This is a genomic window from Actinoalloteichus hoggarensis (genome assembly GCF_002234535.1).
Taxonomy (GTDB): Bacteria; Actinomycetota; Actinomycetes; order Mycobacteriales; family Pseudonocardiaceae; genus Actinoalloteichus_A; species Actinoalloteichus_A hoggarensis.
This window is the reverse complement of record NZ_CP022521.1, coordinates 4,416,709-4,439,980: the sequence shown is the minus strand read 5'-3', so window position 1 is coordinate 4,439,980 and position 23,272 is coordinate 4,416,709. Positions and strand designations below refer to the sequence as shown.

22 protein-coding genes and 1 pseudogene are annotated in these 23,272 nt (G+C 71.8%); 12 read left to right on the top strand and 11 right to left on the bottom strand.

The genetic code is table 11. From position 1 onward, the window contains the following. Positions 1-306 precede the first annotated feature (306 nt). The 5 genes and pseudogenes from AHOG_RS18845 (at position 307) to AHOG_RS18820 (ending at position 5,214) form a co-directional block, all read left to right on the top strand. Complete coding sequence (locus tag AHOG_RS18845) at positions 307-1,254, top strand: M23 family metallopeptidase (RefSeq protein ID WP_093942535.1); 948 nt, start codon at positions 307-309, stop codon at positions 1,252-1,254. Between the two features lie 257 nt (positions 1,255-1,511). Next, positions 1,512-2,328 (top strand): annotated as a pseudogene (locus AHOG_RS30360) (DUF1365 family protein). Further along, on the top strand, positions 2,328-3,647 hold the full coding sequence (locus AHOG_RS18835; protein WP_093942534.1) for an SAM-dependent methyltransferase: 1,320 nt from the start codon (positions 2,328-2,330) through the stop codon (positions 3,645-3,647). The pseudogene AHOG_RS30360 and the gene AHOG_RS18835 overlap by 1 nt, the downstream one beginning before the upstream one ends. A 650-nt stretch (positions 3,648-4,297) precedes the next feature. Then, complete coding sequence (locus tag AHOG_RS18825) at positions 4,298-4,858, top strand: hypothetical protein (RefSeq protein ID WP_093942532.1); 561 nt, start codon at positions 4,298-4,300, stop codon at positions 4,856-4,858. Between the two features lie 8 nt (positions 4,859-4,866). Beyond that, complete coding sequence (locus tag AHOG_RS18820; protein WP_211290444.1) at positions 4,867-5,214, top strand: DUF3817 domain-containing protein; 348 nt, start codon at positions 4,867-4,869, stop codon at positions 5,212-5,214. 278 nt (positions 5,215-5,492) lie between these two features. Here AHOG_RS18820 and AHOG_RS18815 read toward each other — a convergent pair whose 3' ends face one another. Next, positions 5,493-7,001, bottom strand: coding sequence for a DUF6297 family protein (locus AHOG_RS18815; protein WP_093942531.1), 1,509 nt, complete (start codon positions 6,999-7,001; stop codon positions 5,493-5,495). Beyond that, positions 6,998-7,618 carry an ABC transporter ATP-binding protein gene (locus AHOG_RS18810; protein ID WP_093942530.1) on the bottom strand — a complete coding sequence of 207 codons (621 nt, stop codon included), beginning with the start codon at positions 7,616-7,618 and terminating at the stop codon, positions 6,998-7,000. The genes AHOG_RS18815 and AHOG_RS18810 overlap by 4 nt, the downstream gene beginning before the upstream one ends. Before the next feature lie 285 nt (positions 7,619-7,903). On the opposite strand from AHOG_RS18810, the gene AHOG_RS18805 reads away from it, so the two are divergent. Continuing rightward, on the top strand, positions 7,904-8,773 hold the full coding sequence (locus AHOG_RS18805) for a TetR/AcrR family transcriptional regulator (protein ID WP_093942529.1): 870 nt from the start codon (positions 7,904-7,906) through the stop codon (positions 8,771-8,773). 277 nt (positions 8,774-9,050) lie between these two features. On the opposite strand, the gene AHOG_RS18800 is transcribed toward AHOG_RS18805, so the two are convergent. Then, positions 9,051-10,301 carry a glycosyltransferase gene (locus AHOG_RS18800; protein WP_093942528.1) on the bottom strand — a complete coding sequence of 417 codons (1,251 nt, stop codon included), beginning with the start codon at positions 10,299-10,301 and terminating at the stop codon, positions 9,051-9,053. A gap of 825 nt (positions 10,302-11,126) precedes the next feature. On the opposite strand from AHOG_RS18800, the gene AHOG_RS18795 reads away from it, so the two are divergent. Further along, a complete protein-coding gene (locus AHOG_RS18795; protein WP_245856314.1) occupies positions 11,127-11,840 on the top strand; it encodes a M50 family metallopeptidase in 714 nt (237 codons plus the stop codon). A 203-nt stretch (positions 11,841-12,043) separates the two neighbouring features. Here the strand turns inward: AHOG_RS18795 and AHOG_RS18790 are convergent, their stop codons facing one another. From AHOG_RS18790 to rpmB, 5 genes are all read right to left on the bottom strand, one after another. After that, positions 12,044-12,868, bottom strand: coding sequence for an aldo/keto reductase (locus AHOG_RS18790; RefSeq protein WP_093942527.1), 825 nt, complete (start codon positions 12,866-12,868; stop codon positions 12,044-12,046). Between the two features lie 141 nt (positions 12,869-13,009). Continuing rightward, complete coding sequence (gene rpsR, locus AHOG_RS18785) at positions 13,010-13,261, bottom strand: 30S ribosomal protein S18 (protein WP_093942526.1); 252 nt, start codon at positions 13,259-13,261, stop codon at positions 13,010-13,012. 8 nt (positions 13,262-13,269) lie between these two features. Beyond that, a complete protein-coding gene (gene rpsN / locus AHOG_RS18780; RefSeq protein ID WP_093942525.1) occupies positions 13,270-13,575 on the bottom strand; it encodes a 30S ribosomal protein S14 in 306 nt (101 codons plus the stop codon). After that, on the bottom strand, positions 13,575-13,739 hold the full coding sequence (gene rpmG, locus AHOG_RS18775; protein WP_075741827.1) for a 50S ribosomal protein L33: 165 nt from the start codon (positions 13,737-13,739) through the stop codon (positions 13,575-13,577). Before rpmG ends, rpsN begins: the two co-directional genes overlap by 1 nt. Next, positions 13,740-13,976, bottom strand: a complete 237-nt coding sequence (rpmB, locus tag AHOG_RS18770; RefSeq protein WP_093942524.1) for a 50S ribosomal protein L28 — start codon at positions 13,974-13,976, stop codon at positions 13,740-13,742. A gap of 242 nt (positions 13,977-14,218) precedes the next feature. Between rpmB and mrf the strand changes: the two genes are divergently transcribed. The 4 genes from mrf to AHOG_RS18750 all read left to right on the top strand — a co-directional run bounded on the left by mrf (position 14,219) and on the right by AHOG_RS18750 (position 17,070). Beyond that, positions 14,219-15,466, top strand: a complete 1,248-nt coding sequence (mrf, locus tag AHOG_RS18765; protein WP_245856313.1) for a ribosome hibernation factor-recruiting GTPase MRF — start codon at positions 14,219-14,221, stop codon at positions 15,464-15,466. Further along, entirely contained in the window at positions 15,463-15,732 is a 270-nt protein-coding gene (locus tag AHOG_RS18760; protein ID WP_093942523.1) for a type B 50S ribosomal protein L31, read from the top strand. Before mrf ends, AHOG_RS18760 begins: the two co-directional genes overlap by 4 nt. Continuing rightward, a complete protein-coding gene (gene rpmF / locus AHOG_RS18755) occupies positions 15,732-15,887 on the top strand; it encodes a 50S ribosomal protein L32 (protein ID WP_093942522.1) in 156 nt (51 codons plus the stop codon). Before AHOG_RS18760 ends, rpmF begins: the two co-directional genes overlap by 1 nt. A 364-nt stretch (positions 15,888-16,251) precedes the next feature. Further along, on the top strand, positions 16,252-17,070 hold the full coding sequence (locus AHOG_RS18750) for a class I SAM-dependent methyltransferase (protein ID WP_093942521.1): 819 nt from the start codon (positions 16,252-16,254) through the stop codon (positions 17,068-17,070). Here the strand turns inward: AHOG_RS18750 and AHOG_RS18745 are convergent. The 3 genes from AHOG_RS18745 to AHOG_RS18735 all read right to left on the bottom strand — a co-directional run bounded on the left by AHOG_RS18745 (position 17,045) and on the right by AHOG_RS18735 (position 21,363). Continuing rightward, positions 17,045-18,160, bottom strand: a complete 1,116-nt coding sequence (locus AHOG_RS18745; protein ID WP_093942520.1) for a DMT family transporter — start codon at positions 18,158-18,160, stop codon at positions 17,045-17,047. The genes AHOG_RS18750 and AHOG_RS18745 overlap by 26 nt on opposite strands. Before the next feature lie 874 nt (positions 18,161-19,034). After that, positions 19,035-19,778 (bottom strand): lysophospholipid acyltransferase family protein, encoded by a 744-nt coding sequence (locus AHOG_RS18740; RefSeq protein ID WP_093942519.1) that lies wholly within the window; start codon positions 19,776-19,778, stop codon positions 19,035-19,037. 550 nt (positions 19,779-20,328) lie between these two features. Further along, entirely contained in the window at positions 20,329-21,363 is a 1,035-nt protein-coding gene (locus AHOG_RS18735) for a LacI family DNA-binding transcriptional regulator (protein WP_093942518.1), read from the bottom strand. Positions 21,364-21,912: 549 nt separating this feature from the next. Here AHOG_RS18735 and AHOG_RS18730 point away from each other — a divergent pair. Continuing rightward, entirely contained in the window at positions 21,913-23,172 is a 1,260-nt protein-coding gene (locus AHOG_RS18730) for an ABC transporter substrate-binding protein (RefSeq protein WP_093942517.1), read from the top strand. The last annotated feature ends 100 nt before the right edge of the window (positions 23,173-23,272 follow it).

Below are 23,272 nucleotides of genomic sequence, written 5' to 3'. Positions count from 1 at the left end.
CCGACGGCTGCTCGGCCGTTTGTCGATCAGAGCCAATTGCTCGGAGGTCTCGCGGTTTCGGCCACCGTCTCGACCTGCGGTTGTGACGCTTCGTAGATGTTTGGTCTAGTTGATATCCCCCATGTGGGTGCTGGGTCACACCTAGTTGAAGCTTTCGGTAACTGCCGATTACGGTCTGGCTTGTTCGTCACGGTTCGGTCACAAGAGCAACACGAGGTGCCTGTCGGAGTGGACAGCGCCCGCCGGAATTCCCCCGCCGGCGCATGGGTGGCCGTGCCGTTCCCCGAGACGCAGGAAAGGCTCGTAATGCCCCGAACCCACCGCAGATCCGGGCACCTCAGCACCCCGGCGGCGACGGAGTACCGCACGAACTCCACGTCCACCGGAGGGGCCCACCGCGCACCCCGCCGAGGCGCGGGCAAGGCCGTCATCGCCTCCGCGCTGGCGGGCGCGTTCCTGCTGGGCGGCCAGCCGCTGGTGGCAGGTGCCGGCACTCAGCAGGGCGAGGTCACCACCGTGGCCGAGCAGAACGCCGCGACGCTGGCCGAGCTGAGTGAGAAGCGCCAGCTGCCGAGGATCACCCCGTCGGTGCTTCCGGTGTTCCACGACGTCAACCCCACCCTGGAACTGAGCAGGCTGGTCCGTGCCGCCAAGCTGGAGGCGGACCGGGTCGCCGAGGAAGAGCGCGTCGCCGCCGAGGAGGCCGCGGTCGCCGAGGAGGAGGCCGCCGCCGAGGCCGCCGCCGCTGAGGAGGCCGCCGCGGAAGAGGCTGCCGCCGAGGCGACCGCCGCGCAGGAGCAGGCCGCCGCCGACGAGGAGGCCGCCGAGGCACGGGTCGCCGAGGAGGCCGCCCCCGCACAGGCCTCGCCCGAGTTCGCCAAGCCGACCACGGGCACCTTCACCTCCGGCTTCGGCGCACGCTGGGGCACCACGCACTACGGCATCGACATCGCCAACTCCATCGGCACGCCGATCGTGTCGGCCACCAGCGGCACCGTCATCAACGCGGGCTCGGCCAGCGGCTTCGGCCAGTGGGTCCGGGTCCAGGCCGACGACGGCACGATCACCGTCTACGGTCACATCGAGACCTACTCGGTGAGCGTCGGCCAGCGGGTCGCCGCAGGCGAGCAGATCGCGACCATGGGCAACCGCGGCCAGTCCACCGGCCCGCACCTGCACTTCGAGGTGCACGTCAACGGACAGAAGATCGACCCGCAGCCGTGGCTCGCCGCCCGCGGCATCTCGGTCCAGTAAGCACCGAGCGCTGCACGCACGAGGCACCTCGGAGGCGCCCGCCAGGATGACCTGGCGGGCGCCTTCGTCTGTCCGGACGCGCGTGACGTCCTGCCGCCGTGCCCTGCCCCCGTGCGGCTCGGCCTCCGGCCCGCATTCGGCTGCCCCCGACGTCGCCCGTCGTCTGGTGGCAGGGCGCCGCGGTGCGGCGTCCGCCGAATCGGTTCGAGGAGGCAGGCCGCCGAGCGTCGTCGCCGGACGGATCGACCGAGAGGGGCATGCCGCGGCTGGGGCGTCCACGAGGACGGCTGCGCCTCCCGGGCCCGCCGCCGCGTCGCCTGGGGTCTGATGGTGACGGCGGCCGCCCCTGTGACTCCGGCGCTGTGCCGGGCCGAGGTCCGGCACGACCGGCGCGGCGAGCGCGCCACTCCTTCCGGCATCGGATCCACCTGTGGCTGGCGATCGGGACGAGCGGCCGAGGCCGCCCGCCCCGATCCGGCCCTTCGTCGCTTCGAGGCGCGGGACCACCTCGGCTCGCGCCCGACTTCTCGATCAGGGCGGATCTCGGCGCCTGGCAGGCGGACCGCGGCGTCGACCTGACGGGCGGCCGGGTGCTGATGCCGGCGAGCGCGCGGGTGCTCGGCCACCTCTTCAACCCGATCAGCGTCTTGTGGTGCTACCGCTCGGACGGGCCACCGCCCTGCGTGGCGGCCGAGGTCCACGACGCCTGCGGCGGGCGGCACGCCTCTCTGCCGCGGCCCGACGAGACGGGGCGGACCGAACCGGACAAGGAGTTCGACGTCTCCCCGTTCCTGCCGGTCCGGGGACGGTGCCTGTTCCGCGTCAGCGGGCCGGACGAGCAGGGTGAGCCTCACCATCGCGGTACGCCGAGACGGGCGAACACCGCTGCTCGCGACCCTGCGGGTCCGGCGTCGTCCCGTGACAATCGGTTTCGTGGTTCGCATGCTGGTGACGCGTCCGATGGTCACCAGATGGGTGGCCCTGTTGATCCGCTGCCACGGCGTGCTGCTGTGGCTACGTCGAGTGCCGATGGTGCCCAGACATCGGCATCTCACCGAGGAGGGTGAGCAGTGATGCGTCCATCGCCACAGGAGACGGGCAGACGCCCGGTCGTCGACACGCCTGCCAGAGCGGTGCCGCGTCCTCAGGAGCGCAGCTGGCCGGGGCTGGCGGTCGCGCCGGAGTCGCCGTTGCGAGCCCGAGTGGCCGAGCTGCTGTTTCGTCGTGCGGTCCGGTCCCTGCCACTGCGGGTGGAGCTGCCGGACGGGACCCGGCTGGGAGCGGGCGGTCCCGGAGCACCGGTCATGCACGTGATCCGACCCAGGGCGTTCTTCCATCGCCTCGGCGCGGACGTCAAGATCGGCTTCGGCGAGGCCTACCTCGTCGGCGACTGGACCTCGGAGCGCCTCGCCGACCTGTTGACGGTGTTCGCCGAGCGGCTCACCGTGCTGATCCCGCCGAGGCTGCAGATCCTGCGTCGGTGGGTGGAGCGCGCCCAGCCGATCGAGGAGCGCAACACGCTGCGCGGGGCCCGGGAGAACATCCATCGGCACTACGACCTGTCCAACGATCTCTTCGAGACCTTCCTCGACGAGACGATGACCTACTCGTCGGCTCTGTTCGACGAGACGGCCGCCGCCACCGAGCTCCACCATCCCGACGCCGATCCGACGGCGGTCCTGCGCGACGCCCAGCTGCGCAAGATCGACTCGGTGCTCGACCATGCCAGGGTGGGGGCGGGCACCGAACTCGTGGAGATCGGCACCGGTTGGGGGGCCTTGGCCGTTCGCGCCGCCGAACGCGGCGCACGGGTCACCTCGCTCACGATCTCGGCGGAGCAGCGTCGGGCCGCCGAGGAGCGGATCGCGGTCGCGGGGGTGGCCGATCGGGCCCGAGTGCTGCTCCAGGACTACCGGCAGGCCGAGGGCGAGTACGACGCGGTGGTCAGCGTCGAGATGATCGAGGCGGTCGGCGAACGTTACTGGCCGGACTACTTCCGGGCGGTCGACCGCCTGCTGCGGCCCGGTGGTCGGTTCGGGCTCCAGGCCATCGTGATGCCGCACGATCGGATGCTGGCCACCCGACACAGCTACGGATGGGTGCACAAGTACGTGTTCCCCGGCGGCTTGATCCCCTCGACCCTGTCGATCGAGGAGAACCTGCGGGCACACACCTCGTTGCGTGTGCGGGAGGCTCGCTACTTCGGCGCCGACTACGCCGAGACCCTGCGACGGTGGCGGGAGCGGTTCCTCGACCGGTGGGCCGAGGTGGCGGCACTCGGCTTCGACCAGACCTTCCGCCGGATGTGGGAGTTCTACCTGGCCTATTCGGAGGCGGGCTTCCGGGTCGGCTACCTGGACGTCGCCCAGTTCTCCATCGCCAAGGCAGGCTGATCGTCCGCGGGCGTCCAGCGCCGCCCGGCGCGCCCGCGAACGGCCTTGCCCGCGGCCGGAGCATCGCGGTGCCGTCCTCGACACGGGTCGCGACGGCGGCCCCGGCAACGGTCTCGGCGGTGTCCGTCGAGGCCCGCGGACCTCGGCTCGGCGGCATGCCGTGGTCGGTGCCGAGACCGGCGCGGCGAACCTCGAGGCCCGCCGCCCCGGCCGCCACCATGTCCGGGTCTCGCACACGAGTGCGCCCGCCGGGCACGCGGCGCCGTTCGCAGTGTCGCCGACGGCTCGTTCGGCGGTCCGACCACGTTCGCCGGTCCGGGCATCGGACTCTCGCGCTGGACGCCGCCGGGCATCGGCCCGCCACACTCGACGCGCCGGTCGTCGACTCCACGCGCCGACCACCGCCGCCTGCTCGGCCACCGCGGGCATCGGCGGCAGGGGAGGGCGGTCCGGCTCGACACGAGCGACCCGGCGAAGCACCGAGCCGGGTCACCGCAGGTCGACGTCGGATTCGTCGGATTCGACCGTTCGTTCCGTGCGGCGCGCCCACCGGTCGCTGGTCGCCGACCTCTCGGCCGTGCCCGGCCCGTCCGCCGATCGCGGCTGGTACGGGCTGCGGCCGGGATGACGGCTGGTGCTAGCGTCGCAGGGTGCGTTCGGAGCTGCTGCGGCCTCGGTGGATCCTGCTGCACGTCGTGACCGTGGTGATCATGCTCGTCAGCCTCCGGCTCGGGTGGTGGCAGTGGGAGCGGTCGCAGTCGGTGGGCGGCGACGGCCAGAATCTCGGCTACGCGGCCCTGTGGCCCGCGATGGCGGCGTTCGTCGGCTACGTGTGGTGGCGGTGGACCCGTCTGGAGTTGGAACAGGCCGCCGAGCGGGACCGGTCGGCGGCGGCCGAGCCCGAGAACGCGACGGCCTCGGTCGATTCGACCATGTCGGGCGCGAGCCAGGCGGACGACGACGCCGCCCTCCCCGGCGGGCCGAGCGCCTCGACTCCGGCCCGGGCCGTGGGGGCCGCCGGAGCTTCGCCTTCCGCGGCGGCGCCCGCTCCGGAGTCCGCTCGTGCCGCCGCCGCGCGTCGACAGCTCGATCGGCTGCGGGCCCGAGGCGCGATGGAGCGGGACGGCACTCCCGCCGACGAACTGTCCCAGTACAACGGCTACCTCGCCGAGCTGTCCGACTCGGATGCCGAGCGGGCGCGGCAGGCTTAGGAGACGACGTGTCAGACGTGACCGAGACGAAGGCGCCCGCCCCGACGGCGCCGGCCGGAACCCTCCTGCGGTACCGGGTGATCTCCTATGTCGTCGGCGTGATGCTGGTGGCGCTGGTGCTGGTCGCGATGCCCGTCCGGTACATCGCGGGCGATCCGTTCCTGGTCGCGCTGATCGGCCCGCTGCACGGCTTCCTGTACATGGTCTATCTGGTGCTGTGCTTCGATCTCGCCCTCAAGGCGAAGTGGTCGATCAAGGCGACGATCCTCACCCTGCTGGCGGGCACCGTTCCGTTCCTGTCCTTCGTCGCCGAGCACATCGTCACGCGCAGGGTCCGCGCGGGCATCCGCATCTGACACGCCGCCTGGTTCCCGGACCGGCCTGCCCCGGGGGCCCGGAGCTCGTCCAGAACGGGCCGACGACCCCGCCGCGGGCAGCACGTCGGCCCTGACGCCGAGCCCGGCTCGGCGAATCCGGCGGCCGAACGGACCGGACTCCCGCCCCGGCCACCTCTGCCGTCGGCTCGGAGGCCGCAGGAGGCGGCAGGCAGTGCGGTCCGGGGCCGACACCGTCGGCGACCGCCCCGGCAGCCGGTTCGGGATCGAAGACCGCCGCGTCAGCCGCCTGCGGCGCATCAGGCGGCGGGGGTGCTCCGGTGGTCCTGCCACAGGCTCCAGGCGATCGCCGCCGAGGCGAGCAGCGCGGCGAAGGGAAGCCCGATGCCCGCCGCCCACAGCACGGCGGCGACCACGACGAGATCGGGTCCGGAGAACACCTGCACGAGCAGGGCCACCGGCACGGCGCCGCTGATCGGATCGAGCGTTCCCCCGGTGTGGTAGTCGATCGGCGGTCGCTTCGCCGAACGCAGCACCCCGGCCAGCCCGACCAGGGCGAGGGTCACCGCGGTGCCCGCCCACGGTGACCCCGCGACGGCCGGTGCGACGGCGGCCCCCCACACCAGCGCGGCGACGGCGGGCACCACCAGCATCGTGCGGCGGATGGCGGCGTCGGAGAAGGGCAGAGTGCGCCGCAGCGCCGCGCTGCGGGCGGTGAGCCGCAACCCGCTGGAGAGCCTGCCGAGGGCGAGATACCCGATCACCAGCGTGGCGGGCATGGTCCAGAACGGGGGAAGCAGGGCGGCGGTCACGTAGGGCAGCAGTCCCAGGGCGGCCCACCAGCCGATCGACGCCCGGCGACGCAGTACTCGCCGGAGTTCGGCGCGGACGAGTGTGGCGACGCCCCGGCCCGTGAGCCGGCTGCTGCGCACGACGGCTCGGCGGCGCCAGCGTCGCTGCTCCAGGAGATCCGCGATCAGCGACGTGTCCAGCCAGCCGACGGAGACGCGCACCGCCCCCGACACCTCGGCTGCCTCGTTCAGCGCGCCGCGATCGATGCCGCTCGTGGCCCGCCGTGCGGCCAGGAGGCTCCATGCCGCCGCGAGCAGCGCGGGCACCGCGAGCACCGCCACCGGCGGCGTCGGCGGCGTGGGCAGCGGCATGGTCGAGGTCGTCGTCAGTATCGCGGCGACCGCGAGGACCCCGCCGAGGGCGGCGAGCAGCATGCCGACGCGGGCCACCCGGGCGGGACCCCGCCGATGCCGCTGGGCCACGACGGCGAGGCTCAGGGCGATCACGCCGACGGACGCGCCGAGCACCGCCGACCAGAGGAGGTCGACGTCGGCGATTCCGACCGCGAGGGCCGCGCCGAAGACCAGCGCCGTGGACAGGGCGGCCGCGGCCGCCGTCGTGGCGGCGAACCTGCGCGAGAGCAGGGCGCCCCGGTCGACCGGTGTGGAGAAGAGCCAGGTCATGTTGGTGGAGGACACCGAGAGCGGACCCAGTTCGGCCGCCGCGCGCACCGCCAGTCCGAGACAGATCAGGACGGCGGCGACGGCCGGCCGGCCGGTGGCGGCCGGGTCGGCAAGCGAACCCGAGGCACGGGACCAGTCGAGGGCCGCCAGCACCGCCTGCACGAGCAGACCGCCGGGGACCAGGGCGTACAACAGACCCTCGTAGATCCGGCCCGCCACCGTCGTCGCGGCGGGCCGTCCGCGCCGTCGGGACCGCAGGAGCGCACGCAGGGTCCGTGCGGAGACGGCGGCCCGTTCCGGCGCGTGCGGCGACGCGGCAGGTGGGGCCGTCATCCGCGTCCCACCGGTACGCACTCGTCCGCCACCGCCGAGGTCACGTCCTCGTCGTGGCAGGACAGGAGGATCGCCACGCCCGCCGCCTTCTCGGCGAGAAGACGCTCGACGAGCCACCGCCTGCCCGCGGCGTCGAGGCGCTGCTCCGGCTCGTCCAAGACCAACAGCTCCCGAGGCCGGACGAAGCAGGAGGCCAGCCCCAGCCTGCGGCGTTGGCCCGAGGACAGGGTGCCCGGGAGGCGGTCGGCGATGGCGCTCAGGCCCAGCTCCGCGAGGACGTCGTCGAGCATCTCCTCGGGGTCGGAGTCGCCGTGCGCCCGTGCCAGCAGGTCGAGGTGCTCGACCACCGAGACGTCCGGGAAGAAGTCGACGTCGTCCAGTCCCACGGCCATCGCCGCCCTGATCCTCGGATCGCTCTCCCGGATCTCACGGCCCGCCCAGCGCACCTCGCCCTCATCGGCGTGATCGACCCCCGCGACGCAGCGCAGCAGGGTCGTCTTGCCCGCGCCGTTCGGTCCGACCAGCACGGTGGCCCGGCCGGGAGCGGTCGTGAAGCTGATCTGATCCAAGACCGTGTTCGTTCCGAATCGGCGGAGGAGATCCGTCACCTGGAGCACACCGCGAGCTTAGTCGGGTGCCGATCACCGCCTGTCTCGTCGCGCGGCCCGGGCGGGGACGACCTGCGTCGACGGTGCGGATCGTCGCAGTCCCTCGGCCCGGCGGCGGATCGTCGGCGGCCGGGCCGTCCGCGTCGGCGGCCCGACGGCCGTGAGGGGGGCGAGACGTGGGGACCGCACTCGTTGCCGGCCCCGTCCGCGGCCGTCGCCCGGTGGCTTTGTGATCTTGTGTTGGGCATAGTGGTGATCGTCGGTGTTCGACCATCGCAGGGTGAAAGGCGGAGCGTGAGCAGCAAGCGACCGGGAGTCGCCGGGCGGTCGGGCGGGTCGCCCAGACGACGTTCCGGCGGGTCTGCCGATCGCCGGGCGGAGCTGCTCGCCATCGCCGCTCGGCTGTTCGCGACCCAGGGCTATCTCGCCACCAGCGTCCGGGAGATCGCCGATGCGGCGGGCATCCTGTCCGGCAGTCTCTACCACCATTTCGACTCCAAGGAGTCGATGGCCGATGAGCTGCTGCGCGACCTGCTGGCGGCGCAGCGCGGCGGATACCAGCGGGTGCTGGACGAGGGCGGCCATCCCAGGGAGGTGCTGGCCGGTCTGCTTCGCGCGGATCTCGCGCTGTTGACCACCCACCTGGAGGCCGTCGCGGTCTTCCAGGCCGAGCGCAGGCAGTTGGCCAGGGCGGATCGCTTCGCCTACCTGGATCGACATCGCCGCTGGGTGCAGCGGCAGTGGACGACGCTGGTCGGGGAGGGGCAGCGGCTCGGAGCCTTCCGGACGGACGTGGAGGGCGCCGTGCTGTATCGCCTCGCGCACGAGGCCGTGTGGAACTCCGCCCACTGGTTCAACCCTCGAGGACGGACGACGGCCGCCGAGCTGACCGAGCAGTATCTGAATCTGCTCTTCGACGGCCTGCTCACGAGGGACGCCTCCCCGGCGGCGGCCGAAGACAACGGCGCCGCGGGTGACGGCGGCGACCACGAGCCCGATCGCGCGATCGCGCCGTCCCCGGTCGCGCCGAGGCCGCCCGCCGATCAGGACGGTCGTCCGGCGGACGAGACGGTCCCGGCGATCGTGGCCGGGGCGACGGTGCGGAGCGAGCCTCCGAGTCCGCGCGACGACTCCGACGAAGGCGTGGCCGAGACCACCGGGTGATTCCGAGTCCGCCGTGCTCGGCGGAGGGGTGCGGGCTCCGTGCCTGGCCGGCGGGCGTCCGGGGTCTCGCGTGCTGCTCTCGGCCCTCAATAGGGCCCGCGGCCCGTATCCGGCGTCGAGTCCGACGCGGTGCCGCCGAGCAGGGCCGCCGAGCAGGGCCGCCGAGCAGGGCCGCCGAGCAGGACACGAGCCCGCATGGTCCGGCCGCGATCCCCACGCCGCGTCCTAGGGGTGCGACGGCGGTGCCCCGCCGGCGGCGCGGGGCACGCCGACGATCTCAGCGCAGGGCGTGCTCGTAGATCTGCCGCATCGCCTCGGCGTAGCGGTCCGGGGTGAGCGACTGGACCCTGGACCGTGCCGCCTCGCCCAGCCGCTCGGCGGCGGCCGGGTCCGCCAGCAGTCGCAGCAGCGCGGCACCGAAGCCCTCCGGGGTGTTCTCGGCGAGCACGGCATCGTCGCCCAGCGGCCCCGAGGCGTGCAGCGCCGGGTCGCACAGCACCGACGGCCTGCCCGCGAGCGCCGCCTCCTGGAGCACCAGCCCCTGGGTGTCGGTCATGGACGGGAACGCGAAGACCTGTGCGGCGGCATAGCCGGCCGCGACGACGTCCGGCGGCTGCTGGCCGAGGATGACCGTGTTGTCCGTGATGCCGTGCTCGGCCAGCAGCTTGGTCAGCCACCGCCGCTCGTACACCGCGCCGATGAGCACGAGCCGTGCCGACGGCAGCTTCTCGACGACCTCGGCGAAGGCGGGGGCGAGCAGCCCGATGCCCTTCTCCCGGTTGATCCGACCGACGAACAACGCCACGGGCGCGTCAGCCGGGATGTCCCAGGCGGCGCGCAGCTCTTCGGCGGCCTTCGGCGCGGTCCTGGGCAGGTTGATTCCGGCGGGTGCGACGAACAGCCGATCGCTGTGCGTCGTCAGCTTCGCGCGGTCGAGGATGGCGGCGGTGGGCGCGATGATCGCGTCGGCGTCGCTCAACAGCAGTTGATTGATGCCGTCGATGAGCGCGCCGCGCCGTTCGGCGTCCTCCTCGATCTCGGGCGTCGGCGTGCCGAGCCTGCGCGCGTAGAGGCGCATCATCGTCCGCAGGCCGACGGCCGGGATGCGATAGGCGTCGGCATAGGCATGCAGGTCGGTGTGGTAGGTGTGCACGATCGGCAGGTTCAGCGACCGCGCCACGAACAGACCGAGCAGTCCCATCGGGCCCGGCGTGTGCACGTGGACCAGGTCGGGCTTCCACTCGGCCAGTTGCGCGACATGTCTGCTGCGCGGCCAGGTCAGCCGCAGGCCCGCCACCCCGCAGGGCATCGAGCCGAGCTGGAGGACACCGGGCTCGTTCTCCTGCTTCGGATGGCGAGGCACGACCAGCATGCTGGGGTGTCCTGCGGCGGCCAGGCTCGACATCAGCGTGCGGACCGAGGTGACGATCCCGTCGCGCCGCGGCAGATAGGTGTCGCTGAAGTGCAGCACACGCACCGGCCGGGATCGATGGGCGGAATCGTGCGTGCCGACCTGTGCCGGGATCATCGGCGGGAAGTGCAGTGCTCGTCGTCGAAGGCGGAACCTGCTTCGTCTCGTGCCTGCGCGCCTCAGGAGCGGGGAAATCTGTCTGATCCTTCCGTGCAGGAACACTGATCCAGTGGAGTGGACAACCCAAAATACGGGGCGTCGGGGCTCTGGTGGGACCTTTTCCCGACGGCTGGTCGGAGTGTCCGGTTCATCACCCTCGGCGAGCGGCTCTCAGGGAGCAGCCGAGCCTCTCCGGTCGGATGCCCGCCGATCCCGCTTCCACCGAAACGGGCGGACCGGACGGGTTGTTCCGCTGAGTCCGTGTTCGGCGATCGTGCCGAGCAGGCCGGCGGGGCTGTCGAAGACCACGCTGGAGAGCTTGTCGATCGATCGGCGAGGTGTCCAGCGACGGGCGTCGATCGAGGAGCCGAGCGTCGAGCGGGGCCTTCGTGGCCGGTCGCACGAGGGAGGAGAGGAGCGTGCTCGCCGATCGGCGGCGTGCTGATTCGTCGAACATGTCTCCAGACTCTTCCTGCTCGCGCTGCCGGTGCGGATCGCGCCCTGACGCCCGCCCCGCCGTCGTTGTCGAAACGGTGACACACCCCGGCCGACGGTTCAATTGCGAAGTGATGTTTTCGGGGATGAATCAGGGTCGTCTCAGGGCTCGGCCGCCGAGGTTCATTCGTCGTTCGCTACGCCGAGGCCTCGATGTTCGCCGGAGGTCGTCCACACCATCGCTGGAGCACGCCTTGACGATATCCTCGAGCCCCGGCGAGGGCGGCCCGCCGGGGTCCGCCCGCGGTCGTGTCTGATGGTGCGGGACGACCGAGGATCTCAAGTGGGGTGGGCACGCTGGACGTCGAGTGGCGGGAACTTCTCGAGGCGCCGCTGAGCTCCGAGCTGACGCTGGTGCTGGGAACCGGCCTGCTCGCCTTGGTGCTGGTGGCGCAGCGACGATTATGGCGGGTCACCCGCAACGTCGTGACCATCGTGCACGAGGGCGGCCATGCCCTGGTGGCCCTGGTCACCGGCCGCACGCTGATGAGCATCCGCCTGCACTCCGACACCTCGGGCGTCACCGTCTCGCGAGGGCGCCCCACCGGTCCCGGGATGGTGTTCACCGTCCTCGCCGGGTATCTCGCCGCCCCCCTGCTGGGACTGGCCGCCGCCGCCGCGATGGTCTCGCAGCGTCACGTGCTGCTGCTCTGGGTCACCGTCGGGCTGCTGGCGGCGATGCTGCTGTTGATCCGGAACCTCTTCGGCGTCGTCTCGCTGGTCTTGACGGGTGCCGTGGTGTTCTGCGTCTCCTGGTTCGCCCCCGAATCGATCCAGGTTGCGTTCGGCTACGGGTTCAGCTGGTTCCTGCTGTTCGGCGGGGTGCGCCCGGTCATGGAGCTTCGGGTGCTGCGTCGGGGGCCGGGCCCGAGGGACTCGGACCCGGATCAGCTCGCACGGCTGGCGGGGGGCACGGCACTGCTGTGGACCGTGGTGTTCTTTCTCGTCGCGATCGCCTCGCTGGCCTTCGGCGGCCTGATGCTGCTCTCCTCGCCGAGTTGAGCCTGCCTGCGAGGACACGGCGGGCGAGCAGCACGTCTACTGCTTCCCGGCCGCCGGGCCCCGAGTCGCCGGTCAGGATGGTCGCCGGGTCGTGAAGCCGCCGCGCCGGAGGTCGTGTGGCGGTCCGTCCCGGCACGGGGCGGCGGCTCGGCCCGGCGCCTGCCTCGCCGTCGGGAGGCCGCGTACCTCCGCGCGGGCGGCGCTCAGCCGAATTCGTCGGGGTCCAGGCCGATCCTGGTGTCGACGTTCAGGCCGCTGACCGCCGCCAGCTCGTCGTCGGAGAGCACGAAGTCGAAGATGTCGATGTTCTCGGCGATCCGGGACGGGGTCACGGACTTGGGGATCACCACGTTGCCGAGCTGGATGTGCCACCGCAGCACGATCTGGGCCGGGGTCTTGCCGTGCTCGTCGGCGAGCGCGGTGATCGTCGGGTCGGCGAGCAGGCCGCCTTGGGCGAGCGGGCTCCACGCCTCGGTGACGATGTTGTGGCTCGCGCCGAAGCGGCGCAGCTCGGCCTGGATGAGGCGGGGGTGCAGCTCGATCTGGTTGATCGCGGGGACGACCGCGCTGGAGTCGAGCAGCCGTTCGAGGTGGGGGACGTGGAAGTTGGAGACGCCGACGGCGCGGGTCCGCTCCTCGTCGAGCAGCTTCTCGAAGGCCCGCCAGGTGTCGACGTAGTGGCCGCGCCTGGGCTGCGGCCAGTGGATGAGATACAGATCGACGTAGTCCAGCCCGAGCTTCTCGATGCTCTCGTCGAAGGCGCGCAGCGCGCTGGCATAGCCGTGGTCGTCGTTCCACAGCTTGGTCGTGACGAACACGTCCTCCCTCGGCAGCCCCGAGGCCCGCAGCGCCCGTCCCACCGCCGCCTCGTTGCCGTAGGCGGCGGCGGTGTCGATGCTGCGGTAGCCGGCGGCCAGCGCCTCGGTGACCGCGGCCTCGGTCTCGGCGTCGGGAATCTGGAAGACGCCGAAGCCCAGCTGTGGGATCTGCACGCCGTTGTTCAATGCGATGGAGGGAACCTGCGGCATGGTCTCCTCGACCTCCTCGGCTCGACGACGGTGGGGAACGAGTCGACGTGCCCTGCGCGTCGGCTCGGGTGCCGCTGGTGAGTCTCCCAGCACCGGCCGTCGCCCGCCGGGATGGCGACGACCCGTGCCTGGTCCGGCCGACTAGCGGATCGGCCGGTTCGGGTAGGGCAGCAGCGCCATCTCGCGCGCGTTCTTCACGGCCGCCGCCACCTCGCGCTGCTCGCGGGAGGTCAGCCCGGTGACCCGGCGTGCCCGGATCTTGCCCCGGTCGGACAGGAACTTGCGGAGCAGGGCGACGTCCTTGTAGTCGACGCGCTCCACGCCTTCCCGTCGCAGCAGGTTGACCTTGCGCCGTTGCGGTCGGAGCCGGGCGTTCTTCGGTTTCGTCGGCATCGGATTCCTCACCAGCTCGACTTCCGCACGCCGGGCAGCTGCCCCGCGTGCGCCATCTCGCGGAATCGGATGCGGGAGAGTCCGAAGGTACGCAGGTAGGCGCGCGGCCTGCCGTCGGAGACGTCCCGATTCCGGATCCGGGTCGGGCTCGCGTCACGCGGCAGGCGTTGCAGGGCGGCCTGCGCCGCGTCGCGTTCCTCGGCGGTGGACCGCGGCGATCGGATGGTCTCCTTCAGCGCGGCCCGCCGCTCGGCATGGCGCGCGACGATCTCCCGACGCCGATCGTTCTTGACGATCTTGGACTTCTTCGCCATCAGCGTTCCTCCCGGAACTCGACGTGCCTGCGGACCACCGGGTCGTACTTCCTGATGCGCATCCTGTCGGGATCGTTGCGCCTGTTCTTCCTGGTGACGTAGGTGTAGCCGGTGCCTGCGGTGGACCGGAGCTTGATGATCGGTCGTGTGTCGTTGCGGGCCATCTAGAACGCCACCCCTCTGCTCTTCAGCTCGGCCGCCACCGACTCGATGCCCCGGCGGTCGATGATCTTGATCGCCGTGGTGGACAGTCGAAGACGGATCCACCTGTTCTCGCTCGCCAGCCAGTAGCGGCGGCGCTGGAGGTTGGGTTCCCACCGTCGGGACGTGCGAACGTGTGAATGCGAGATCTTCTTGCCGTAGCCCGGCTTGGCGCCGGTGACCTGGCAGACGGCGGACATCGCGTTCTCCTTCCCTCGTCGTTCGGCGCGCCGCGTGCGTGCGGACGTGGCGCGGAGCCGCAAGACTATGACAACCATTTTCATTAATCTGGCGGGGGTGTTCGCGGGACGTCGGTCCGCGCCGGGGTGGACCCGCATGCGCGCCCGCCTATTAGAAACGATTACCGTTGTCGTCTAGTCTGCCCTCTCGGCCGATCGACGGCCGAGGAGAGCAAGTCAACGAGAGGGTGAGGTGGAGGTCCTTGGCTACGGCGGAGCGCAGACCGTCTCTGGTCGTCGTCGCGGGTCTCGCGGCCGACGCGGCGGAGCAGGTCGCCGACCGGATGTGCGGACCCGCCACGGCGGTGATTCACCATGATCTTCGGCTGATCACGCAGGGCGTGGTCCGACGCAGGCTGCGCGCCTACGGCGCCGATGTCACCACCGCCGTGGAGTTGGCGCACGGCTGCGTCTCCTGCACGCTGCGCGAGGATCTGCTGCCGTTGGTGCGCAGGCTCGTCGACGACGCTCGGCTGTCTCGCATCGTGCTGCATCTCGACCCGGTGCTGGAGCCGGAGGCGGTGTGCTGGGCCTTGCACCACGTGCTCGTCGACGACCGGCCGATCCTCGACGACGTCCAGATGGCGGGAGTCCTCACCGTCGTCGACGAGCGGACGTGGCTGGACGACGCGGCGGGCGACGAGGCGCTGGCCGAGCGCGGGAGGACGGCGAGCATCGACGACGAGCGGACCGTGGCGCAGGTGCTCGTCGGACAGGTGGAGTTCGCCGACGCCCTCGTTCGCGCCCACACGGCGGAGGAGCCCTGGACCGCCGCGCGGACGGCCGCCGTGTTCGACCGGCTGGCCCCGACGGCGCCCAGAGCGGCGCTGGCAGACCTCGACGTCGACGCGCTGCTGGCCAGGGTGCCCGCGGCGGCCAGACGCGGGACGGTCGACGACGCACACGGGCCGCTGTTGCGCGGGCAGCCGCCGCTGGATTCGGACTGCGGCGTCCACACGGTGCTCTTCCAGGAGCGCAGACCCTTCCATCCGGGCAGGCTGCACGAGGCGATCGACGTGCTGCTCGACGGAGTGATCCGCACCAGGGCGCGGCTGTGGCTGGCCACCCGGCCGGCGGAGACCCTCTGGCTGGAGTCGGCGGGCGGCGGCCTCCGAGTGGCCCCGGCGGGCCCGTGGCTGGCCGCCTCGGACGCCGAGGCCTGGGCGGCCGCGTCCGCCGAGCGACAGGCGGCGGCGGCACTGCGGTGGGACGCTGTCTACGGGGATCGGGTGCAGGAGTTCGTCGTCATCACCCATCGCGCGGACCCCGAGGAGATCTGCGCCGCGCTGCGCGACGCCCTGCTCACCGACGCGGAACTCGCGGAGGGCGCGGAGGCGTGGCAGCGCTACGACGATCCGTTCGGAGCCTGGCACAGCGATCCGTGCGAGGACGACGACACGGGCCGCGACGGAACCGACGTCGTGGTCGTCGAGAGGAAGGATGAAAGGTGAAGAAGGACATCCATCCCGACTACCATCCGGTGGTCTTTCGGGACTCCTCCACGGGGGACGCATTCCTCACTCGCTCCACGATCACCTCGGAGCGCACCGTGGAATGGGAGGACGGCAACACCTATCCGCTGGTGATCGTCGACGTCAGCTCCTCGTCGCATCCCTTCTGGACGGGGACTCAACGACTGGTCGACACGGCCGGTCGGGTGGAGAAGTTCCGACGGCGCTACGGCGACCGGTCCAGGCCGAAGTCGGGTGACTCCTGATGGCGGTCCCGAAGCGGAAGACCTCGCGAAGCAACACCCGGCATCGTCGCGCGCAGTGGAAGGCGACCGCGCCGGATCTCGTTCCCGTCGTGATCGACGGCAGGCGGACGCTGGTGCCGCGCAACCTGATGAGACACCTTCATCGGCAGTCCTGACCGTCGAGGAGGACACGCTGCGGGGTCCGGCCGTCTGGGCCGGGCCCCGTGCGGTGTGTGGTGGAAGCCGGTCGCCTGCTGTGGCGGGCGTCCGTCCATCGTGCGTCCGCTTCTCCGCCCGCGGCGGTGATGGGCCGTCGTGACGATGCACTCGATCACTCGGGTCGGATCTCGCGGCGGCGTCGGGGATGCTCGGGGGTCGGTCCGGATCGGCTGCCTCGGACCCGCTCGCACGCACCGGCGACCGGTGGCGGCCGTGTCGAGGAGTCGATGCGGCGGCCCGGCCGGCGAACCGTGTCACCGGCGGACCCACCGCTAAAGAAGACGATTATCATCACCGATACAACGCCTACCGGGTGAGGAGATGACGAGGGTGTCGAGCGTGAGCATGGGCGAGGTCTTCAGCGCGGGCCGGGTCGAGTTCCGCCGTTGGTCGCCCCTGCTCTGGGAGCCGCTCGGCGAGGAACTGGTCCGGGTGAGCGCCCCTCGGCCCGGCGAACGAGTGCTCGACGCCTGCGCGGGCGCGGGCGCCTCGGCGGTCCCGGCGGCCCGTGCGGTGGGGGAGCGCGGCCGGGTCGACGCCGTCGACCTGGCCGAGGGACTCCTCGACGACGGGCGCGCCCGAGCCGCCGCGCTGGGACTGTCGAACATCCGCTTCACGGCCGCCGACGTGACGTCCTGGCCCGCGCCCGACGGCGGCTACGACGTGGTCCAGTGCGCCTACGGAGTCTTCTTCCTGCCGGACATGGACCGCGACGTGCGGCGACTGATCGGCCTGCTCCGACCCGGCGGGCGTCTCGCCGTGAGCACCTGGGACGAACAGGCGGTTCGTCCGCTGCCCGAGCTGGTGCTGGCGGCGGTGCGGCGGGAACGGAACCTTCCCGCGAACCCGGCATCGCCCGCGAACCCGGCGTCGCGCGTCGACAGCGCGGCGAAGCTGCACGACTGGCTCACCGGCCTCGGCCTGCGTGACGTGGCCGTCGAGAAGGTCTCTTTGCGGACGACGTTGACTCCCGAGCTCGCCTGGGCGATGGCGGTGGGGTCGGCGCTGCGTGGCGTGCTGTCCGGACTCGACGAGGACGCGCTGGCCAGGGTGAAGGCGGACTACCTCGCGGAGGTGGCCCGCCGTGAGCAGCACACCTTCTGCGGCGACTCCCTCATGGGAGTGGGTTTCGCGGGCTGAGCTCCGGCGAGGAGGTCTGCTCGGACGGTCGATCCGGGCCGCTCGTCGAGCCGTGCGGCGCTCGTCGCGTGGGGGTGACACTCCGGTGGCTCTCGGCAGGCGGCGCGTCGGCACCGCTTCCGGCCGGAGGCGGCGTCGCCACGGCTCCGGGCGTCGACGGTCGCGGACGGTGCTCCCGGCGGCGGGAGAGCGCCACGCCGAGAAGGCAGAGCACGCCGCCGAACAGCGCAGGCGGGGGCGGCACCTCGTCGAGCAGCAGCACGCCGCCCAGGATCGTCAGCGGCGGCACCAGGTACGTGGTGACGCCGAGCCGTCCCGCGCTCATCCTGGCCAGCGCGTACGCCCAGGTGCTGAAGGCCAGCGCGGTGGGCACCAGCCCGAGATACAGCAGCCCGCCGATCTCGGCGGGCGTCGCCCGGCCGACTTCGCCGACGAGGCCGGGGGCGAAGGGCAGACACGCCACCGCGCCGATCGCGCAGGCGAGCCACGTCACCTGCAGCGCGGGCAGCCTGTGCAGGACGGGCTTCTGCGCGAGCGCGCCGATCGCGTAGGTGATCGCGGCGACGACACAGAGCAGCACCCCGCCGCCGTCGACCGCGCCGTCGCCGGTCGATCCCATGCCGATGATCACGACCCCGCCCATCGACACCGCCGCGCCGATCAGCAGCCATCGCGGGAAGCCCTCGCCGAGCAGAACACCCGCGCCCAGCGCGATGAGCACCGGTCCGATGTTGACCAGCATCGAGGTGGTGCCGGCGTCCAAGGACCGTTCCGCCGTGTTCAGTGCGAGGTTGTAGATCGCGAACCACGTCAGGCCGCACAGTGTCAGCAGCGCCCACTCTCGGCGGGTCGGCCGCACCCAGGAGCGGTTGCGCAGGAGGAGCAGCAGGCCGAGCGCCCCCGCGCCGACGAGAAGCCGGCCCAGAGCCAGCGGTCCGGGTGAGAACGTCTCGCCGACCCGGCGGATCGCCACGAAGGCCGAGGCCCACGCGACGACGGTCACCGCGGCCGCGCCGAGCGCGAGCCCCGGTCCGGCTGGTCCGTGCCCGGCTGATCCGGCGGGGGAGAGGGGAGGGGTCGTCGCAGGCATCGGGCGAAGGTAGCCGCGGCGTGGTTCGCCCGTCGGCGAACTACGGACGTCGCCTTCGCGGGGACCGTCCCCTCGGTGCGGCCCCGGGGCGGACCTGGAGCGGGACGGCGGGACAGGGCGCCTGGGGCGGAACTCGTCCTCGGCGCGGAGCGGCTGCGAGGGAGACGTGGGACGGGACACGCCTCGGCGGCACCTGGTCCCGGAGAGGAGAGGCTCGGCGGGACGGGCGGGACGGGCCGCTTCGGCCGGGACACGGTGTCGCCTCGCTCGGGACACGTCCCCGGAGTCGAGAGGCCGCGCAGCGGGGCCGCCGCCCCTGGGTACGCTCTGGCCGGCAGGTCCTCGCCTGCGGAGTTCTCGGCGGCGGGAGTCACCTCTCCCGGCCGCTCACTCCGGTTCCGACTTCGGGACTCGACTCGCGCTTCCCGGTCGTCACCCGCTTCTGCCGGCGGATGCCGTGGCCGATCACGGACGGACTCGGTGCCGCCTCGACGCCGGCACGTGGCGGCTCTCCGCCGTTCGACGATCCGGAAGGGCGAGTCGGTCGCCTGCCGCATCACCCGGGCACCCTCGTCTCCGGTGCCCGGCCGTCCCGGGGTCTCCGGCCGCTTCGACGCCGCTGGCGCCCTCGATGTCTCTGGCGCCCCGACGTTCCTGTCGGTCCCGGACGGGCAGCAGTCCTCACGGCGGTCGATGCCCGGCGAGCCGCTGACGCGTTCGCACCGGGGCCGGCCGAGGACGATCGACGGCAGGACGGCCTGTCACGAGGGCGACCGGCCACGAGGAGGACCGGCATGGTGCGTTCGGTCGATCTCGGTCGTGGTATCGCCCCTCGCGTGGGACCGGTCCGGATCGCACCGGCTCGTTCAGCGATTCAGCGGTTCTCCGGGCGGTGCGCGTCGAGTTCGGCGGCCTCGTCGGGCGTCGGGGCCGAGCCGCCCAGATGCGCGGGCTGCCACCAGCGGTCCGCCTCGTCGGCGGGCTGGTCGGGGTAGGAGCGCTGCGCCGCGTCGAGCAGGGCGCTCATCCGAGTGTGCAGTTCGGCGGTGACCACCTCCGGCGACTCGTCGGGGGAGGGGTGCATCGGCTCGCCGAGGCTGATGGAGACGGGTACGTGTCGACGGGTGAGCGTGCGGGGCCTGCCCTTGGTCCACAGTCGTTGCGTCCCCCACAACGACACCGGGATCAGAGGAACGCCCGCGGCGGCGGCCAGTCGGGCGGCGCCGGTCTTGAGCGCCTTCACCGTGAACGAGCGGCTGATGGTGGCCTCGGGGAAGACGCCGACCACCTCGCCTGCCCGCAAGGCCGTCAGCGCCTGCTCGTAAGACTCCGCGCCCGCGGCACGGTCGACCGCGATGTGCCGCATCCCGCGCATCAGCGGCCCGGCGATGCGGTGATCGAAGATCGCCTTCTTCGCCATGAACCGCACCAGCCTGCGTGAGGGCTGCGCGCCGTAGCCGCAGAAGATGAAGTCCAGGTAGCTGACGTGGTTCGCGGCGAGCACGGCGCCGCCCGTCGTCGGCACGTGCTCGGCGCCGGTGACCTTCAGCCGCAGATCCAGGATGCGGAACACGGCCTTGCTGGCGAGGACGATCGGCGGATACACGAGTTCCGGCATGGCCTGACAGTAACCCCTGGGAGGGCCCTCCTGACCAGCCATGCGGCTCGAACCTACGGTTGCGTAACCTGTTAGCCTGCCGAGTGAGCGCTGCCCGAAATGCCTGACTTTCCCGGCCGGGCGGCGACACGTCGTCGAAGCGGCCTCCACGATGCGGCACGGCCCGCGGCGGTGGACGCGGGCGCCCGTGAGCGGCCCGGCGGCAGGCCGATCCGCGCCGCGAACGAGCCGATCCGTCCCCTGTCCGTGCCGCGGGTGCCGATGAGCCGGTCCGCGGGACCACACGGGCGGACGCACTCCCGCATGCTCCTCGGCGCCTGCCCGTTCGGGCAGAGATCGCCCGTCGCGCGGGCAGCGTCGATCGGCCTGTGCCGCGCGGCCGCGTGCCTGATGGCACCGTCGAGGGAGGACCGGAGCCGACGCCCCTCCCGTGTCGCACGCGGGAGGGACGTCGGGCTCCTGCCGAAGGGCCGTCGTCGATTGCGACGGGTGCGGCCTCGCGACAGGGGCGAGGCCAGGAGGGAGGGGCCGCCGTGACGCCGACCGTGCCTCAGGTCGAGCCGCGTAGCACCAGTTCCGTCGGCAGGATGAGGGGCGCGACCTTGCGGTCGCCGCCCTCGATCATGGTCCGCAGCATTCGGGCCATCTCGCGTCCCATGAACTCCACCGGCTGCCGCACCGAGCTCAGCGGCGGATCGGTGTGCCCGGCGACCTCGGAGTCGTCGAAGCCGATCACGGCGACGTCCTCGGGCACCCGGCGGCCCATCGCGCGCAGGGCGATGAGGGCGCCCGCGGCCATGAGGTCGCTGGCCGCGAACACCGCGTCCAGGGCGGGTTCGCGCTCCAGAAGCTGGCGCATCGCCCGCTCGCCGCTCTCCCGGCCGAAGTCTCCGATGGCATACAGGTCTCTGGGCACGCCTCGGCGGCCGCGCAGGGCCGAGCGATATCCGGCCAGTCGGTCGACGCCGACCGACATGTCCTGCGGCCCGGTGATCGTCGCGATCCGGCGACGGCCCTGATCGTAGAGATAGTTGGTCGCGCTGCGGGCCCCGCCGACGTTGTCGGAGTCCACGTAGGGGATCTCGGGCGTGGTGACGTGCGGCCTGCCCGCCATCACGACGGGGATGCCGCCGGAGGACAACCGGGCGGGCAGCGGGTCGTCACCGTGCACCGAGACGAGCATCAGCCCGTCGACGTGCCCGTTGTGCACGTACTGCTCCACCTGGGCGTGCTCCCGGGCGGTCCAGGACATGACCAGGACGAGTTGGAGGCCGCTGTTGGACAGTTCGCGGCTCGCGCCGCGCAACAGGCTGGCGAAGAACGGTTCACCGAAGACTCTCGTCTCCGGTTCGGAGACGACGAACGCCACGGAGTCGGCCTTTCGGCTCGCCAGGCTGCGGGCGGCACGGTTGGGCACGTAGCCCAGCTCGTGCACCGCCTGGAGCACCGCGGCCCTGGCCGATTCGCTGACCTGCGGAGAACCGTTCACCACCCGCGAGACGGTGCCGCGTGAGACGCCGGCGGCGGCGGCCACCTGCTCCAAGGTGGGCCTGCTCGCACCGTGTCCGTGGTCTGCTTCGGCCACTGTCTACAACACCTCCGTACTGTGGCGAGGAGGGAGTCGCATCCCTTGACCAGGTAGGACCGCATGCGATGCAGACGCCTCCTCCAGCGTTGGGAGCGCTCCCGGCACCTGATGGTAGGACATCTCCGGTTCTTCCCCCGCCTTCGTGTTCAAACTACCTGGTCGTGTTCCTGTGTTGATCGTCGCTGCTGATCAGCACGCCGATGGCGGACTGGGAGCGTTCCCATGTGTAAGCGTGCCGTGCCGGTGCCGCCGTCGACGGACGACAGATGTTCGCCGATCGGCCGACGACGTCGGTCCATGGTTTCGAGTGGCGGGTATACGCAGGTAGTCGCCGCTGAACGACCCCGGCTCGCCTGCCGGGCGGTGACGGCTCAGGTAACACCATGGAAACGTTCCCTTGACTTCGCTACTGTGGCCTTCGACACTGTTGCCCAAGAATTTGGGAGCGCTCACAGGTTCTTGCGCTGTTCAGCGGGCTCGGCCTGAGCCCTTCCCGAGCCGGTTCCACCGATGAGGAGTGTCGACGTGCGCCATCCGAGACGGAGAATGCTCGCCCTGCCGGTAGGCCTGACCGCCGCCCTGACCCTGTCCGCCTGCGGTGGTGGTGGTGACGGCGGCGGCGACGGCGACATCGAACTCGTGGTGGCGACGTTCAACGAGTTCGGCTACGAGGAGTTGTTGGAGGAGTACGAGGAGGCCAACCCCGGCATCACCGTCATCCAACGCAAGACCGGCACCGCCGAGGCCCACCACCAGAATCTGTTCACCAAGATCGGCGCGGGCTCCGGCCTCGCCGACATCGAAGGCGTCGAGGAGGGCTACATCGCGCAGGCGATGGAGGCCTCCGGCCGCTTCCACGACCTGAACGAGATCGGGCCCGACGACGTCAGCCCGGACCGCTGGCTGGACTGGAAGTACGAGGGCGGCCAGACCCCCGACGGCAAGCTGATCGGCTACGGGACCGACATCGGCCCGCTGGCCATGTGCTACCGCGCCGACTTACTGGAGGAGGCGGGCCTGCCCAGCGACCCGGCCGAGGTCGGCGAGCTGTTCGCGACGTGGGACTCCTACTTCGCCGCCGGTGACGAGTTCATCGCGGCGAACCCGGACACGGCCTGGTTCGACTTCGGCCCCCAGGTCTTCAACGCCATGCACAACCAGCTGGAGACCGGCTACTACGACACCGACAGCAACCTGGTGGTCGAGACGAACGCCGACATCAGGGACAACTGGGATCAGGTGGTCGCCGCGATCGAGGGCGGCCAGTCCGCGGGGCTCGAGGCCTTCAGCCCTGCCTGGGACACCAGCTTCCGCGAGGACGCCTTCGCCACCAAGACCTGCCCGCCGTGGCTGCTCGGACAGATCGAGGAGCTGGCAGGCCCGGACAAGGTCTGGCGGGTCGCCGAGGACTTCCCGGACGGCGGCGGCAACTGGGGCGGCACCTGGCTGACCGTGCCCACCCAGACCGACCACCCCGAGGAGGCGGCCGCACTCGCCGCCTGGTTGACCGCTCCCGAGCAGCAGACCCGGGCGTTCGTCGCCTCCGGCCCCTTCCCGAGCCAGATCGAGGCGCTGGAGTCCGAGGAGCTGCTGGCGCTGACCAACGAGTACTTCGACGTCGATACCGGCGCGCTGTTCGCGGAGCGGGCCGCCGACGTCGGTCCCGCGCAGTTCAAGGGGCCGCGTGACGGTCAGATCCAGAGCAACGTGCTGTCGCCCGCGCTGGCCTCGATCGAGGAGGGGACCGCGAGCCCCGACCAGGCGTGGGACGCCTTCCTCAGCGGCTCGCTGAACCTCGCAGGCTGACCGAAGCCGTACCCCACCAGGCCGCCGCGGACCTCGCCGAAGCATTCTTCGGCGAGAGTCCGCGGTCGTGCCGGAACCCCATGAAGGAGGGGGAGTGTCC